Consider the following 14,749-nt stretch of genomic DNA (forward strand, 5'->3'; position numbering starts at 1 on the left):
CCTCCGGGCCGGCTCCGCCCGGATGGGGTGGTACGCATGCAGAGTTGGTGGCATGGCCGGACCTGCTGCCTTACTGGTGGGCCGCCCCCTGATGATGGCCCAGATAGGCGCTCACCAGCTTCTCGTCGGCCATAAAGCGGGGCCAATCGCCTTCGCCGATCTCGTGGGCGACCCGCCCGATCGCCATCACATAGGCCCGGCTGGTTGCGCTCGACGCGATGGCGATGTTCTGCTCCACCAGAATGATGCTCATGCCGTCGGCGCGTAGCCGGCCGAGAACATCCAGGATGTCCTTGACCACCTTCGGGGCAAGGCCGGTGGAGGGCTCGTCCATCAACATGATGTCCGGCTGGAGGAGAAGCGCGCGGCCGATGGCGACCTGCTGTTGCTGGCCTCCGCTGAGCAGGTCGCATCGCACGTACAGCTTTTCGCCCACCGCAGGGAAAAGATCGACGATCCGCTCCAGGGTGAACACGCGCCGGCGTCCCCGGCCTGCCCGCTCGGCCAGGGCCAGATTTTCCCGCACCGTCAGCTCGCCGAAGAGGTTCCGGTTCTCAAGCACCACGGCGAGACCGAACCCACTGCGCAGATGCGGCGGGATACGGGTGATGTCCTTGCCGCCCAGGCGGATCTCGCCGTCCCGCGCGGGCAGGAGACCCGCCAGCGTGCGCACCAGCGTTGTCTTGCCGGCACCGTTGGCCCCCACGAGACCGACCACTTCTCCCTTGCCGATGCCGAGATCGATCCCTTTGAGGATTGTCAGCGCGCCGTAGCCGGCGCAGAGGCCCTTCACGCTCAACATCTCACACCCCCAGATAGGCTTCGCGCACGGCCGTATCCTCCTGGACGACCGCCATGGTGCCCGAGGCGATGATCCGCCCGAAATTCAGCACGTGGATGGCTTGCGCCACGCCCATCAGTTCCATGTCGTGCGAGACGAGCAGGATGGCGATCCCCTCGTCCGCAAGGAGCCTCAGCTTCGCGATGAGCACCTCGATCTCGGTGGTGGTGAGGCCCGAGGAGGGCTCGTCCAGCATCAGGAGGCGCGGCCGGCCCTGATAGGCCCGCGCCAGTTCCAGCAGACGGCGCTGGCCGGCGGTCAGCAGCGGCGAGGGCCGGTCGAAGACGGCGCCAAGATCGAAACGCTGCGCGGTCTCGTAAGCCTGCGCGCGCATGTCCGACATTTCGCGCCGCACCGAGGGGAGGCCGGCAAGGCCGGCGAAGAAACCCGAACGGCCGGACTTGAATGCGCCCACCATCACATTCTCAGCGACGGTCAGTCGCTCGAATATCTTCGGCGTCTGGAAGGTGCGCACCAGGCCGTCGAGGCTTCGCCGGCGCACGCTCTCGGCACGGATGTCCCGCCCATCGAACAGCACTGCGCCCGACGTGGGCGTCAGGAAGCCGGAGATGATGTTGAACAAGGTCGTCTTGCCGGAGCCGTTGGGGCCCATCAGTCCCGTAATGCCCACCGGCGGAGCCGTAAAGCTCACGTCGTGAAGCACCTGGAAGCCGCCGAAGCGGTGGGCGATGGCCTTCAGCTCCAGCAGCGGAGCTTCGGGCGCGTCGGGGGCAATGCGGGGAGCAAGGGTCATGGCATGGTCTCCCCGCGGTCAGCGGCGCCGGACCTGCGCCTCGTCAGCTCGATCAGGCCGCGTCCGAGACCCCACAGGCCATCCGGGAAGAACACCACGGATGCGACAAGCGCGAGCCCGAAGAGGACGCGGTGGATGTCGCCCAGAGCGCTGAGCAGTTCCGGCACGAGGCCGATGAACAGGGCACCGATGATCGCACCTGCCGGAACAGAGGCGCCGCCGATGACCGGGACGAGCAGGAACAGGATCGACTTGTCCACGCCGAAGCTGTCCACGTTCACGAACCCCACATAATGGGCGAACAGGCTGCCCGACAGCGCGCCGAGCCCGCTCGACAGCATGAAGATCCAGAGCTTCAGCCGGGCGTTGTCGATGGCCATCACCATGGCCGCATCCGGAGCGTCGCGCATGGCCTGCAGGGCAAGGCCGATGCGGCTGCCCATCAGATTGTGCATGGCAAGGATGATGGCGAAGGCGATCGGCCAGACCAGATAATAGTACCTTTCGGGCGTATCGAAGACGAAGCCGCCGATCGCCAGCTTCGGCACGCCTGGCACGCCGAGCGTGCCGCCGGTGATGAAGTCCGCCTCGAAATAGATGTTGGTGCAGATGATGCCGAGCGCGAGGGTCGCCAGCGCCAGGAAGTAACCCGACAGCCGCAGGATCGGCCGGCCGATGAGCGCGGCGATGGCCATCGAAAGCACGATGCCGATGGCGATCCCCGCTGGCGCCGGCCAGTTCAGCCGCGCCGAGCAATAGGCGCTGGCGTAGCCGCCGATACCATAGAACGCCGCCTGGCCGAGATTGACGATCCCGCCCTGCCCGAGGAGGAAGCCGACCCCTGCGCCGGCGATGGCATAGAGCCCGCAGAACACCAGGAGATCCACGGCGTGGCGTTCCAGAACCAGCGGCAGGATGAGGTACAGGCCGGCTCCGAATGCAAGAACGGACAAGGTGGCCGCCGACGGGCGGGCGGTCCGCAGCCGTTGCGCCGGCAGCTCGCCGGCAATTCCGGGCGGGGCCAGAGAGGTCTTGTTCGGCAGCATGGCTCAGCCTCCCTTGCGGCCGGCGCGGCCGAGGATTCCATCCGGAACGAAGATCATGATGACTATGAGCAAGGTGAGGGCGACCGCATCCTTCATCCCGGATGAGACGAAGACGATGGACATCGCCTCGAGGATGCCGATGACGAGGCCTCCCACCAGCGCCCCGAGCGGATTGGAAAGGCCGCCGAGGATGGCCGCGGCAAAGCCTTTCAGCGTGAGCAGCGGCCCCATCTGGTAGCCGACGCCGATGAGCGGGGCGACGAGGAGGCCAGCCAGCGCCGCCAGCAGGCCGCCCAGCGCGAAGGTGGCGGTGCGCATGGCGCGGACATTGATGCCGGTGGTGGCGGCGCCATCGGGGTCGATGGAGGCCGCCATCATCGAGAGACCCAGATGGGTGTGCCGGTAGAACAGGCGCAGCGCCAGGATCAGCGCGGCGGAGATGGCGATCACCCAGAGCGCATGTTCGCGGATGATGGCGCCGAAGACCTCGTAAACCTCGTCTCCCAGCGGTGGCAGAAGATGTTCCTCCCGTCCGAATAGATAGAGCACCCCGGCCGAGAAGGTGAAGCCGAGGCCCACCGTGAGCAGGAGGAAGGATTCCTCCCGCGCCCGCCGCGCGAACAGGGCGCGGATGGGGCCGAGCTCCACGAGGATGGCGAGGGCCATCCCCGTGAGCGCGCCGGCAACGACGGCCAGCCAGAGCGAAAGGCCCCATATGTCAGCCGCAAACACGGCCGTGGCTGCGCCGACCACGGCGAGCTCGCCCTGCATGGCGTTGATGACGTGGCTACCCTTGAAGATGACGGCGATGCCGAGCCCCACGAGGGCATAGACGAAGCCGTTGGTGACGCCGGCGAGCAGCGCCTGGGTGAAGAGCATCAAGGCCAAGGGATGTCCCCCTCTTTGGGTTCAGGAACCGGCCTTGAAAGGCAGGCGGACAAACTTGCCTTTGTCGAGCTTCGAGAAGACGTAACTTTTGAGCATGAGCCCGGTCATGTCCTCCTGGGAGAAATCGAACCGGGCCATGGCGCCGTCGAAGGGCCCGCGGATCGCCTCGCACAGGGCGCCAGGCTGGGCCTCCGGCCCGACCTTGGCGAGCCCGGCCGCCACCGCATTGAAGGCATCCCAGGCGCTCGCCTCCATGGTCTTGGGCAGCACCCCGTATTCCTTGCGGAAGGCATCCACGAACGCGGTCTGGCTGGGCAGAGGATCCTCGGCAACGAGGAATTCGGCGAAGACGATGTTGTCCGCCGCATCGCCCATGGCCTTCACATACTCATAGGTGGCAGTGCCGAGCGCCGAGAGGAGCGGCGCGGTGAGGCGGATCTGGCGGGCATTGCGGAAGGGCGTCGCCGAATTGCCGATGACGGCGATGGCGTCGGGAGCTGCGGCCTTCACCTTGGCGGCCTGCGTCGTGGCGTCTGTGGCGCCCACTTCCCACTTTTCCACCGCCACGATCTCCACCGGATAATCGGGGCTCACCTCACGGATCTTCGTCATCACGATGTTGCCGTAGGCGGAATCATGCAGGACGCCGAGTTTCTTCGCGCCCAGCGCCTTGGTCGCGACCTCGAGCAGTGCGCGGGCGTTGAGGTCCTGCGACGGCAGCATGTGGAACACGCAGCGCCGGGTCTTCTCCATGGGAACGCCAAGGCCGGTGAAGGCCATGACGGGGATCTTGGCCGGGTCGGCGACACCGCCCACGGCGAGGGTGGAGGCTGTCAGCGTCGGGCCGATGATGGCCTGCACCTTCTGCGAGAAGATCAGGTTGTTCGCTTTTGTGACCGCGACGTCCGGGCTCGATCCATCGTCCTCCACGATGAGCTGGACCGGTCGGCCGTCGATGCCGCCCTTTTCGTTCACCAGCTTCACGGCCAGTTGCAGCCCGTTGCGCTGCGGGATGCCGGCCCCCGCACCGGGCCCGGTGGTCGACAGGATGGCGCCGATGCGGATCGGTTCCGCGGCATCAACTGGCTTCCCCGTACCCGCAAGAGCGAGGACGAGCGCGGGCACGGCCAGGAGAGCCCGGCGCGACACTGATTGCTTCATGTTCTTCCTCCCAGATTTTATGATTGTTCGACACTTTAGAAACCGACGCGATCACCTCCCTTGAGGGCGAGCATCGACCGCGCGTCGCTTGGCGTCGCGATCTCGTGGCCGAGCTCTTCCAAGATCTTGCGGACTTTCCTCACTTGCTCGGCATTGTTTGCAGCGAGCCGTCCGCGGCCGATGAAAAGGCTGTCCTCCAGCCCCACCCGCACATTTCCCCCCAGCATGACCGCCTGGGTCGCGACCGGAATCTGGTGTCGCCCTGCTGCAAGCAAGGCACTCAATCTTCCAAAGTCTAAACTCAGCCGCAGGGTCGCGGAGCTGGAGATGAGGCTGGGAGTCCGATTGATACAGCGCTCCTCGCGCACGTTCCTTGTCACCGAATTGGGTCGCGAATTCTATCGCCACGCGCGCAACATGCTCGCCGAAGCGCAGGCGGCCGAATCCGCGGTCAGAAGCCGTCTCGGACCGCCGAGCGGCACATTGCGCCTCGCCTGTTCGCCGGTTGCTGCCGCGCTCTGCCTTGGCACCGTGTTGCCCGGCTTCCTGGCGCGCTTTCCCCAGGTGCGCGTCGAGCAGCGGATGCTGTCGCGGCTGGACGAAATGGGGGCGCGCACCGCCGATGTCTATCTCGTCGCCCACGACGGGCCGCTGGAGGATTCCAGCATGGTCCGACGGCGCCTCAAGGCGGAACCGCGCCACCTCTTTGCAAGCGCCGGCCATGCCGCCACCTACGCAGGAGTGACGAGGCCCGCCGATTTGACGGGCTGCCCGCTGTTCGTCTTCGCAGAGGCCCCGGGCCGATTGTTGCTGACCCCGGCGAGGGAGCGGCAGGACACTATCCTTGAGGGCGCCTGCATCGCGGATAGCGGCCTAGACCTGGGACCACGCCTCGTGAGCAGCGACCTCGGCGCGGTCCTGTCGTCGGTTCGCGCGGGCATGGGCGTGGCGTTGCTGCCGGCGTCTTGCGGCCAGGACGCGGTGCAGCGGGGCGATCTGGTGCGCGTCCTACCCGGCTGGACGGGCGGCACGTTCGAGGTGAGCGCACTCCTCGCCTCCAGCCACGGCGTGCTGCCTGCGGTCCGGGCTCTAATCGAGCTCATCGGCGATTGCTTTGCGGGTCGATTGGTGGACCTTCCCGGCATGCCGAGCGCACCGGAGCCGGAGCGCTATTCGCAGGAGGAGCCGGCATGATCTACGAGCTGAGGTGTTACGATTGCATGCCCGGTTGCCTGCCGCGTGTGCTGCGGAGGTTCGAGGACGATGCGCTGCCGCTCTGGCGTGAGGCGGGAATCCGGCCGGTTGGCTTCTGGACTACCCTGGTCGGCGAGAACGACCAGAGCCTTCATTACATGCTGGCGTGGCTCAGCCTCACGGAACGCGAGGAAAAATGGACGGCGTTCGCGGCCGATCCGCGCTGGATCGAAGCCCGCCGGCGAAGCGAGGCCGACGGTCCGCTGGTGGCGCGAATCCGCAATTCCCTGCTAAAGCCCGCCCTGGACCTCGCACCGGCCTGATGGGCACTTGCCGGGCTTGCGCCGACGCTCTTGTCACCACCCGATTGCAGAGTTCCCGGTGTCGCGGCTGATGACCCGCACCGCCCTCGATCTCGGCGCCATGGTGAATTTCGTGGAGTACCCAGCCGTCGCTCGCGACGGCGGCAGTCAGCGTTCGCAGGTCATCGGCGCCTGATCCGAGACCACGTGGGAGCGCCCGACGTTGGAGTCTCCGGCCTTGCTCACGGCGGTGGGCTGGAGGGCGCCAGAGTTCTGCAGCGTGATCGGAGGGATGCGGCCGATCCTCGTCGTAGTACCTGAACCAAGCCTCCATCGATGAGCCCTCGTGGCAACTGCCACGACAACGCCGTGGCCGAGAGCTTCTTCAACTTGCTCAAGCGCGAACGCATCCGCCGCAAGACCTACCGCACGCGCGACGAGGCACGCCAGGACGTGTTCGATTACATCGAAATATTCTACAACCCCACCCGCAAGCACGCAACGGGATGCTGTCACCCATCGAGTTCGAAGGGCAGCACAAAGTCAAAGCCGAGGGCGTCTAGGAGACTCGGGGCGGCCCAAGTAGGGCTAGGGATACTGCGCCTAGCGCCCCCAGATAACGTTCGGTTATATCTGGTTGATTGTGCAAGCCGTTGCGTGGCTACCGATCGCATCACAGTGTTCCCGTGAGCCGAAAGAGAGGCCGTTTCCAGCGGACTCCGACCCGGCCCGAGCCTCCCGAAAGCACCGCGCATCGCGCCGATCCGGTCAGCCGAGGTGGGAGCAATATCCAGGGGACGAGCATCCATGACCACGATATCGGACGTCGATAAAGGAAGAAGTGCAGCGGCGGCAGGGCCATCGCAATGGAGTTCTCGCCTCGCAGCCGCGAGCATGGTCGGGACGGCGCTCGAATGGTTCGAGTTCACGCTCTATAACACCATGGCGGCGCTGATCTTCAACCAGCTGTTCTTCCCGCAGTTCGACCCCATCGCGGGGACCATTCTCGCCTTCTCCACATATGCGGTCGGCTATCTCTCGCGTCCCATCGGAGGCTTCATCTTCGGCCGACTCGGCGACAAGCTTGGCCGCCGTGACGTGCTGATGCTCACTTTGGTGCTGATGGGGGCCTGCACCTTTGCCATCGGCCTCCTGCCCACCTATGCGACGCTTGGCGTCGGCGCCTCGCTGCTGCTGGTCGCGCTGCGCTTCATTCAGGGTGTCGCACTTGGCGGCGAATGGGCCGGCGCCGTGCTGCTGACCGCCGAGCAGGCGAGCATCCGCCACCGTGGCTTCCAGGCATCCTGGGCGCAGGTCGGCGCCATGGTCGGCATCTTCTCCGGAACGGCCATGTTGACCCTGTTCACGGCTTTCGTTTCCGACGAACGCTTTGTGGACTGGGGCTGGCGCGTGCCCTTCCTGCTCAGCTTCTTCGTGGTCGCGTTCGGCATCTGGCTCCGGCGCGGCGTCCCAGAAACCGGCGCGTTCGAACAGATGTCGAAGGACGGTGAAACCTCCGCGGCCCCCATCACCGAGGTGCTCACCGGCCATTTGCGCAACCTTCTGGTGGCGGCGGGATCGCGCATCGGTTCTGACGTGGTCTTCGGCTTCATGATCGCCTTTTCCCTCACCTACCTGACCCAGTCGCTGGGCGTGAACCGCACGGTGGCGATCAGCGCGGTGATGATCGGCGTCGCCGCCAACGGCTTTGGCTGTCTCGCCTTCTCGGCGCTGTCCGACCGCATCGGCCGGCGGCCGGTCTATGTGGCGGGGGCCATCGCGTCGGCGCTGTGGATCAACGTTCTGTTCGTGCTGTTCGAGACCCGCGATCCGCTCCTCATCATCATCGCGATCTCCGTCGCGCTGGTGATCCACTCGGCCATGTACGGCCCGCAGGCGTCCTTCGTGGCGGAGCAGTTTGTCACCCGCGTGCGTTATACCGGCTGCTCGCTCGCCTACACGCTGGCCGGTGCGGTAGGCGGCGGCCTGGCTCCCCTCGTCTTCACGACGCTTTACCGCGAGTTCCCCGGCACGCTGCCTCTGAAAGCCTACATCTGGGCGACGCTGGCCATCACCATCGTCTCGGTGCTCGCGGCACGGGAAACCGCCAGCCGTCCCCTGAAGGACTGACCGGTCATGCTCGACTTCAGGAAGACCCGCCGGACGGGCGAGGAAGACGTGCGCGTGACGCCGCGTGCGCTGGTGCTCGGCGGGCTGACGGGCACCCCGGATTCGGTGAAACGGCATTTGGAAGAATTGGAGGCCATCGGCGTGCGTCGCCCCAACAGGGCACCCGTGTTCTTCCAGCTGACGGCCAATCTCGCGACGCGGGCCGACACGATCCAGGTGATCGGCCCGCATACCTCCGGCGAGGTGGAGCCGGTGCTCCTGGCCCTGCCCGATGGTATCTGGCTCGGCGTCGGCTCGGACCATACGGACCGCAGCGCGGAAACCATCGACATCCCGTTGTCCAAGCAGCTCTGCCAGAAGCCCATCGGCGCGGGGCTGTGGCCGCTGGAAGAGGTCGCGGACCATTGGGACCGTCTGGTGGTGCGCAGCTTCATCGAGGAGGGCGGCCGGCGCGTCGTCTATCAGGAGGACAGCCTCGCGGAGATGCTCCATCCGCACATTCTTCTGGCCAGGCTGGCCGAGGCGGTCGCGCCGCTGCCGCAGAATGGACTGTTCATGTGCGGCACGCCGCCGGCGCTCGGGGGCATAAGGTCTTCCGCGCGCTTCGAGGTGGAGCTCGTCGATCCCGTTCTCGATCGCCGGCTCAGCCACGCCTATTGGACGGAGATGCTCGAAAACGTCCCCTTCTAGGTGCGGGCGCACCGGCTTCGGTGCTCACCTTGTATTGGCCGACCTCTTCGCGAGGTCGGCCAATATCGTTTTGGGACCTTCACTCCACCATGGCCCCGACCCAGCGCCGGCTGGATACAAGGTCGCGCACCAGCGCCTGGATTTCCCGCACCACGACCCGCGAGGAGAGCGAGAGGGGGTGCTGGGTGGAGGTCGCCAAGAGAAGCGTGCGCGACAGTTCCACATCGGCCACCGGCCGCGCATCGAGCTTGCCCTCCTCGACATCCCGCGCGACGGCGTGATGGGGAAGGATCGTGATGCCGACCCCTGCCTCCGTCAGTCCCTTCAGGGTGAGGAGGGCATCGATCTCCAGCGGCACTGTCAGCGTCAGGCCCTTGGCCTGCGCGACCCCGTCCACCAGCAGGCGCAGGCCGTGGGCGCGGCTCGGCAGGATGAAGTCGCGATCCACCACGTCCGCCAGCCCGAGCGCGGGTCCGTCACCGAGCGATCCGCGCGCCCCGACGAAATAGAGCCGCTCCGTGACGAGCTCGTCCGCTTCCAGATGCGTGGTGCGCGGCGCCCGGTAGAACAGCGCCACGTCGATGCGCCCGGCGGAGAGCCATTCGTTCACATGGCCGCTGAAGGCTTCAAGCACCTTGAGAGAGATGCCCGGGTGGCTGCGGCGCAGGCGCTGGACCAGCGGGGTGACGAGGAAGTAGCTCTCGGTTGGCGGCACGCCCAGCGTCACCTGTCCGTCGGCGACGCCGCGCAGGTCGCGCACATCGTTCTCCAGCTGCTGCAAATCGGTGAGGATGGTGGGGGCGCGGGCGGCAAGTAAGTGCCCCGCTTCGGTCAGCTCCATGCCGCGTCCGGTGCGGTAGAACAGGGCGACACCGAACTCATCCTCCAGCAACCGAATTTGCCGGCTGATGGCCGGTTGCGCAACCCCCAGCAGCACGGCGGCGCGGGAGACGCTGCCGATCTCCGCAAGCGTCACGAAATACCGCAGCTGCCGCAGTTCCATTGCCCACCGTCTCCCCCAAGGCGCTCGTTCGGGACGGGGCGCTGCTGCGTCCCGCTTAGGCCATGCCCTGCGCCGGGCACCCTTCAAGAAAACGTATAACTGGTTGAATGCCAATCCTTCTATCGGGCTGTGGTCGCGGCCGATACGCCTTTTCAAGGACCGTGACGCGCGTTCCCGCGACCTCAGCCGAAGCGTCGGCCAACGCAAATTGCTGTTCACCGCCAGCGCTTCTCCCCGAAGGAAGATCTGATGTATCGAACCGAAGCGGGTCTCATGGCGAACCCGCGCATCCCTTACGTGATGGCCCACCAACGTCCGCGCCTGACGGCGCCGAACGGCAGGCCGATCATCGTTCATTTCGTGGTGAATATCGAATACTGGCCCTTCGACAAAGCCATGCCGCGCAAAATCCTCACGCCTCCGCACGGGGTGGAGCAATTGCCGGATGTGCCGAACTTCTGCTGGGCCGAATACGGCCTTCGTGCCGGCATGTCGCGCATCCTCCGCCTGTTCCGGGCGCACGGCATCGCCGCCTCCGCTAGCCTCAATGCCAGTGTCGCCGATGCATATCCGGCCTGTGTCGAGGCCGTGCTCGAGGCCGGCTGGGAACTCATCGGCCACGGCATCCACCAGGCCAGCCTCCAGAGTGTCGAGCACGAGCGCGACGTGGTGGGCGGGTCGCTGGCCCGGCTTGAGGCAGTAAGCGGCCGCAAGGTGCGCGGCTGGCTCAGCCCGGGGCTGCGCGAGAGTGCGGAAACGCCTGACATCCTTGCGGAGATGGGCCTCGATTATGTCTGCGACTGGGGGGTGGACGACCTGCCATCCCTTATGGCGACGCGGGCCGGTGAACTCATCGCCATGCCCTACACGCTGGAGCTCAACGACAGCGTGATCTACGCGGTGGAGCGGCACCGCTCCGAGGAGATGTTCTCGCGTGTCAGCCTGACGCTCGAATGCCTCACACGTGAGGCAGGCCGCCATGCGCCGCGGGTGCTCGGCATCGGACTGCATCCTCACCTCATCGGCGTGCCCCATCGCTTCGTCTACCTGGAGCGGATCGTCGATCTGCTCGCGGGGAATCCGGACGTCTGCTTCATGTCGGGATCCGCAATCGCCGACTGGTTCTCGACACAGGTGCGCTCATGACGGCAGCTGAGCCTCTCATCCTTGCATCCTTTACCGAGCGCTTCGCACCGCCCCACACGGCGCTCGTCATCATCGACATGCAGAAGGATTTCTGCGTGGACGGATTCGCGGCAAGTGCCGCCGGTCGGCCGCTCGGAGCGGCGCAGGCCATCGTTCCGGTGATTGCGGAGCTGCGTGCGGCGGCGCGCAGGGCGGGCGTTCTCGTCTGCCATGTGGGCTTCTGGACGCTGCCCGGCCATCTCTCGGACTCCGGGCCGTGGCTCGCCCAGCGCCGAAGGTCCACTTACGCTTCGGACCGGATCGCCATCGCGGAAACCCGGGGGGCGGATTTCGTGCCGGAGCTGTCGCCCGCCGCCGGCGAGGTGGTGATCCACAAGCATCGCTACAGCGCGTTCAAGGGCACCGATCTCGACATGGTGTTGCGCGGGCGCGGCATCGCCTCGGTGGCGGTGTGCGGCGTGTCCACCAACGTGTGCGTGGAAAGCACCCTCAGGGATGCGTTCGAGCACGGCTACTACGTGAGCGCCGTGGGCGATGCCTGCGCCTCCTGGGACATGGACCTCCACCACGCCACGCTGCGCAATGTCGAGGCCCGTTTTGGAATCGTGGCCACAGCCACCGATCTCGCACGGTCATGGGACGACTCGTCCGGCCGTTGAAAGGAAATGCCATGAAGGAAACCCTCACCGCGGACGCATCGGCCTTCGCCGCCGACCTCTCTTATGCGGACCTGCCGCCGGACGCCGTGCGGATCGCCCGGCGCTGCATCGTCGATGGCCTCGGCGTGATGCTGGCCGGCACCACCCATGAGACGCTGCATGTGGCCCGCCGCTACCTGGAACGTCACGCCGGTCCCCCGGCGGCGCGCGTCGTCGGGGCGGACCTGCGCCTTTCGGCGCCTCAGGCAGCGTTCTGGAATGGCCTCGCCGGCCATGCCATGGACTGGGATGACACGCAGCTCGCCGAAGGTCCCGGCCGCCCCTATGGCCTTCTGACCCATCCCACCGTGCCGCCGCTCGCGGCCGCGCTGGCCGTTTCGGAAATCGCCGGGCCGGTCAGTGGGCGGGACTTCATCACCGCCTTCGCCGGTGGCGTGGAGGTGGAGTGCAAGGTGGCCGAGGCGATCAACCCGGACCACTACAACCTCGGCTTCCACACAAGCGGCACCATCGGCACGTTCGGCTCGGCGGTGGCGGCCTCGAAGCTCCTGAAGTTTGATGCGGTCGCGACGGCCCAGGCGATCGGTGGCGCTGCGTCCATGGCGGCGGGCATCCGGGCAAATTTCGGCACGATGGGCAAGCCGATGCACGTGGGCCGCTCCGCCGAAAACGGCGTCACAGCAGCGCTGCTCGTGCGTGAGGGCTTTGCGTTCAACACGGAGGCGCTCGATACGAAGTGGGGCTACCTCGCGGTGGCCGGCCGAGGCGGGGAGCCGAAACTGGTGATGGGACGCTTCGGCAAGCCCTTCTCGATGGTCTCGCCGGGCATCAGCATCAAGCCTTACCCCAGTGGCGTGCTCACCCATCCCTCCATGGACGCCATGAAAGCGCTGATGGCCGAGCACGGCCTCACGCCCGACGACATCGAAAGCGTGACGCTGTTCGCCGCCAACAACATCCTCCATCCGATCCGCTACGAGATCGCGACCTCGGAGCTGGAAGGCAAATTTTCCATGGCCTTCCTGCTGTCGGCCATCATCCTGCGGGGCACGGCTGGAAAGGCGGAGTTCACCGATGCCTTCGTGCGCTCGCCCGAGGTGCAGGCCATGCAGCGGCGCGTGCGCGCACAGTTCGATCCCGAGATCGACGCCATGGGCCATGATCGCATCCTCTCGCGGATCGAGGTCGTGACGAAATCTGGCGCGTTGATTTCCCGCATGTCGGACCATCGCTATCGCGGCGGGCCTGCCTATCCGCTTAGCGATGGCGAGCTGGAGGACAAGTTCCGGGACTGCACCGATGGTGTTCTCCCGGACGGCGCCGGACGCCGCCTGCTCGATGCCGTATGGCACCTGGAGGACCTGCCCGACGTGAGCATCCTGCTGGATATCGCACGGGAAGCCGGTGCCTCGCGTGAAGAAGCGCGGACCGTCTGACGACGGCGGGGGCGGCGCCTTGGCGACCGCCCCCGGGCTTTCAGGAGGACGCGGCCGCGAGGTCCATGAGAATCCCGACGTCGGGAACCCTTTCAAGCTCATCCACCGCCGCGATCATCTGCTCCGCCGCAACGGACGAAAGCGGCGTCGCACTCAAGCGGCAATTGCGCCGGAACTTCTCCAGGTGCGCCTCGCGCGGCAGCGGGTTCAGCGGGTGGCCGAGGATGTGCGCGACCGTCTGCGATAGCGTGCGACCATCCTTCAGCGCGATTTCCACCTCGGCCGGTGCAAAGGCGTCAGTGCTGGCGGTATCGAGCGCCTCGATCTTAACGCGCGACGCCAGATGCCGGCTCTTTCCGTCCGCCAGCACCTGCGCGGTGAAGTCCTCCATGTCGAGACGGCCGCCGCCCAGCATCCGCGCGGCGCAATAGGCCATGCACAGACGGGCGTAATTGGCCGCCATGTCGTCCCGTGGCGGCCGGCCGACGAGTGTGCGCGCCACCGGCGTCAGGCGGATGAGCACGGTTTCGACGTCATCGGCGCCGAAGGCATGGCGCGCCATGAGGCCGGCGATGGCTTCGAGGGCGCCGTGGGTGGCGCGGCCGCTGGGGAAGGGCTTCTGCGCCAGTTCGGCGATGCGCCAGACCTTGCCGAAGCTCTCCACTACGGGGCCGAGGTCGCTGCCGTCCTCGAACAAAGCGTAATAGCCGAAGCGACCTTCCAGCACCTCTTGGGGCGCCCGCAGACCCTTGGCCGCCAGCGCGCAGGCGTGCAACGCATTCCTCGTATTGAAGCCGACCTGCAGGGCCAGAAGCATGGTGCCTTCCTCATGCGCCTGCATGGATCCGCACGACTGGGCAAATGTGGTCCCGAAAGCGTTCTGCAGCGTCGCGGCATCAAAGTCGAGGAGCTTGCCGGCAGCCGCCGTGGCGCCGAAGCCGCCTGCGACACCCGGGCGGAAGAACTTCATAGGGCGCGTCCCGCCGAGGCCGATGGCGCAGGCGATATCGACGCCGGCGATCACGGCCTCCAGCAATTGCGGACCCGCCACCCCGCCCAAGCGCTCGGCCGTTGCGAGCGCCGCCGGCAGCACGGCCGTCATGGCATGGACCACCGCTTTTTCGTGCAGGCAGTCGAACTCGCAATTGTGGATCTGGTAGGCGTTCATGAGAGCCGCCAGCGCGTCCGGGTAGCGGCCGGCGCGCCCGAAGACGCGGGCGTCCTCGCCGGTTCCCCAGGCGGGGGCGCACGCCGCCAGTTCCGGCGCCCACTGGCCGGTGCTCCCGGCGATGCCGACGCCGATGCTGTCGAGCACGAACGTTTTGGCACTCGTGACGACGATGTCAGGCAGGTCCTTGAGGCGGACATCCAAGACGTGGTTTGAGAAGTGTCGTATCGCGTCCATGCTTTTTCCCCGCGGGCTGCGGCCGCCCGGCCAGCGATACATGAAGCGCCCGTCCGCCGCTTATGCCTGCCGCTTATATCGGGTTTAGGTCGTC

At 66.5% G+C, this 14,749-nt stretch carries 14 protein-coding genes and 2 pseudogenes; 8 read left to right on the forward strand and 8 right to left on the reverse strand.

Going from position 1 to position 14,749, the window contains the following annotated elements:
• Nucleotides 1–70: 70 nt before the first annotated feature.
• The 6 genes and pseudogenes from A37E_RS0115180 to A37E_RS26475 form a co-directional block, all read right to left on the reverse strand.
• Nucleotides 71–802, reverse strand: a complete 732-nt coding sequence (locus tag A37E_RS0115180) for an ABC transporter ATP-binding protein (protein WP_029557382.1) — start codon at nt 800–802, stop codon at nt 71–73.
• 1 nt (nt 803) lies between these two features.
• The gene (locus A37E_RS0115185) at nt 804–1,595 is read right to left on the reverse strand and encodes an ABC transporter ATP-binding protein (RefSeq protein ID WP_081837611.1); all 792 of its coding nucleotides are present in this window, start codon (nt 1,593–1,595) and stop codon (nt 804–806) included.
• Entirely contained in the window at nt 1,592–2,641 is a 1,050-nt protein-coding gene (locus tag A37E_RS0115190) for a branched-chain amino acid ABC transporter permease (protein WP_081837612.1), read from the reverse strand. The genes A37E_RS0115185 and A37E_RS0115190 overlap by 4 nt, the downstream gene beginning before the upstream one ends.
• A gap of 3 nt (nt 2,642–2,644) precedes the next feature.
• Nucleotides 2,645–3,520 carry a branched-chain amino acid ABC transporter permease gene (locus tag A37E_RS0115195; protein WP_156026459.1) on the reverse strand — a complete coding sequence of 292 codons (876 nt, stop codon included), beginning with the start codon at nt 3,518–3,520 and terminating at the stop codon, nt 2,645–2,647.
• A gap of 30 nt (nt 3,521–3,550) precedes the next feature.
• On the reverse strand, nt 3,551–4,690 hold the full coding sequence (locus tag A37E_RS0115200; RefSeq protein WP_029557386.1) for an ABC transporter substrate-binding protein: 1,140 nt from the start codon (nt 4,688–4,690) through the stop codon (nt 3,551–3,553).
• A 35-nt stretch (nt 4,691–4,725) separates the two neighbouring features.
• A pseudogene (locus A37E_RS26475) lies at nt 4,726–4,968 on the reverse strand (3-keto-5-aminohexanoate cleavage protein); the annotation flags it as partial.
• Here A37E_RS26475 and A37E_RS0115210 point away from each other — a divergent pair.
• The 5 genes and pseudogenes from A37E_RS0115210 (at nt 4,916) to A37E_RS0115230 (ending at nt 9,006) form a co-directional block, all read left to right on the forward strand.
• On the forward strand, nt 4,916–5,884 hold the full coding sequence (locus A37E_RS0115210) for a LysR substrate-binding domain-containing protein (protein WP_245279341.1): 969 nt from the start codon (nt 4,916–4,918) through the stop codon (nt 5,882–5,884). The pseudogene A37E_RS26475 and the gene A37E_RS0115210 sit on opposite strands and share 53 nt — an antisense overlap.
• Nucleotides 5,881–6,207 (forward strand): NIPSNAP family protein, encoded by a 327-nt coding sequence (locus tag A37E_RS0115215; RefSeq protein ID WP_029557389.1) that lies wholly within the window; start codon nt 5,881–5,883, stop codon nt 6,205–6,207. The genes A37E_RS0115210 and A37E_RS0115215 overlap by 4 nt, the downstream gene beginning before the upstream one ends.
• 312 nt (nt 6,208–6,519) lie before the next feature.
• Nucleotides 6,520–6,749: pseudogene (locus A37E_RS26950) on the forward strand (IS3 family transposase); the annotation flags it as partial.
• Between the two features lie 331 nt (nt 6,750–7,080).
• Nucleotides 7,081–8,316 carry an MFS transporter gene (locus tag A37E_RS0115225; RefSeq protein WP_197022989.1) on the forward strand — a complete coding sequence of 412 codons (1,236 nt, stop codon included), beginning with the start codon at nt 7,081–7,083 and terminating at the stop codon, nt 8,314–8,316.
• 6 nt (nt 8,317–8,322) lie between these two features.
• On the forward strand, nt 8,323–9,006 hold the full coding sequence (locus A37E_RS0115230; protein ID WP_029557391.1) for a DUF2848 domain-containing protein: 684 nt from the start codon (nt 8,323–8,325) through the stop codon (nt 9,004–9,006).
• A gap of 79 nt (nt 9,007–9,085) precedes the next feature.
• Here A37E_RS0115230 and A37E_RS26955 read toward each other — a convergent pair whose 3' ends face one another.
• A complete protein-coding gene (locus A37E_RS26955) occupies nt 9,086–10,009 on the reverse strand; it encodes a LysR family transcriptional regulator (protein ID WP_029557392.1) in 924 nt (307 codons plus the stop codon).
• 273 nt (nt 10,010–10,282) lie between these two features.
• Between A37E_RS26955 and A37E_RS0115240 the strand changes: the two genes are divergently transcribed.
• The 3 genes from A37E_RS0115240 to A37E_RS0115250 are packed head-to-tail and all read left to right on the forward strand — an operon-like array spanning nt 10,283 to nt 13,250.
• Nucleotides 10,283–11,155, forward strand: coding sequence for a polysaccharide deacetylase family protein (locus A37E_RS0115240; protein WP_029557393.1), 873 nt, complete (start codon nt 10,283–10,285; stop codon nt 11,153–11,155).
• Nucleotides 11,152–11,814 carry an isochorismatase family cysteine hydrolase gene (locus tag A37E_RS0115245; protein WP_051679065.1) on the forward strand — a complete coding sequence of 221 codons (663 nt, stop codon included), beginning with the start codon at nt 11,152–11,154 and terminating at the stop codon, nt 11,812–11,814. Before A37E_RS0115240 ends, A37E_RS0115245 begins: the two co-directional genes overlap by 4 nt.
• An 11-nt stretch (nt 11,815–11,825) precedes the next feature.
• Nucleotides 11,826–13,250 carry an MmgE/PrpD family protein gene (locus A37E_RS0115250; RefSeq protein ID WP_051679066.1) on the forward strand — a complete coding sequence of 475 codons (1,425 nt, stop codon included), beginning with the start codon at nt 11,826–11,828 and terminating at the stop codon, nt 13,248–13,250.
• 40 nt (nt 13,251–13,290) lie between these two features.
• Here the strand turns inward: A37E_RS0115250 and A37E_RS0115255 are convergent, their stop codons facing one another.
• Nucleotides 13,291–14,655, reverse strand: coding sequence for an MmgE/PrpD family protein (locus A37E_RS0115255; protein ID WP_197022990.1), 1,365 nt, complete (start codon nt 14,653–14,655; stop codon nt 13,291–13,293).
• Between the last annotated feature and the right edge of the window lie 94 nt (nt 14,656–14,749).

The sequence above is a fragment of the Xanthobacter sp. 91 genome, assembly GCF_000702385.1.
Lineage (GTDB): Bacteria > Pseudomonadota > Alphaproteobacteria > Rhizobiales > Xanthobacteraceae > Xanthobacter > Xanthobacter aminoxidans.

Coding starts and splice junctions, on each gene's coding strand:
- A37E_RS0115180 (WP_029557382.1), bottom strand. CDS start 802: ATGTTGAGCGTGAAGGGCCTCTGCGCCGGCTACGGCGCGCTGACAATC.
- A37E_RS0115185 (WP_081837611.1), bottom strand. CDS start 1,595: ATGACCCTTGCTCCCCGCATTGCCCCCGACGCGCCCGAAGCTCCGCTG.
- A37E_RS0115190 (WP_081837612.1), bottom strand. CDS start 2,641: ATGCTGCCGAACAAGACCTCTCTGGCCCCGCCCGGAATTGCCGGCGAG.
- A37E_RS0115195 (WP_156026459.1), bottom strand. CDS start 3,520: ATGCTCTTCACCCAGGCGCTGCTCGCCGGCGTCACCAACGGCTTCGTC.
- A37E_RS0115200 (WP_029557386.1), bottom strand. CDS start 4,690: ATGAAGCAATCAGTGTCGCGCCGGGCTCTCCTGGCCGTGCCCGCGCTC.
- A37E_RS0115210 (WP_245279341.1), top strand. CDS start 4,916: ATGACCGCCTGGGTCGCGACCGGAATCTGGTGTCGCCCTGCTGCAAGC.
- A37E_RS0115215 (WP_029557389.1), top strand. CDS start 5,881: ATGATCTACGAGCTGAGGTGTTACGATTGCATGCCCGGTTGCCTGCCG.
- A37E_RS0115225 (WP_197022989.1), top strand. CDS start 7,081: ATGGTCGGGACGGCGCTCGAATGGTTCGAGTTCACGCTCTATAACACC.
- A37E_RS0115230 (WP_029557391.1), top strand. CDS start 8,323: ATGCTCGACTTCAGGAAGACCCGCCGGACGGGCGAGGAAGACGTGCGC.
- A37E_RS26955 (WP_029557392.1), bottom strand. CDS start 10,009: ATGGAACTGCGGCAGCTGCGGTATTTCGTGACGCTTGCGGAGATCGGC.
- A37E_RS0115240 (WP_029557393.1), top strand. CDS start 10,283: ATGGCGAACCCGCGCATCCCTTACGTGATGGCCCACCAACGTCCGCGC.
- A37E_RS0115245 (WP_051679065.1), top strand. CDS start 11,152: ATGACGGCAGCTGAGCCTCTCATCCTTGCATCCTTTACCGAGCGCTTC.
- A37E_RS0115250 (WP_051679066.1), top strand. CDS start 11,826: ATGAAGGAAACCCTCACCGCGGACGCATCGGCCTTCGCCGCCGACCTC.
- A37E_RS0115255 (WP_197022990.1), bottom strand. CDS start 14,655: ATGGACGCGATACGACACTTCTCAAACCACGTCTTGGATGTCCGCCTC.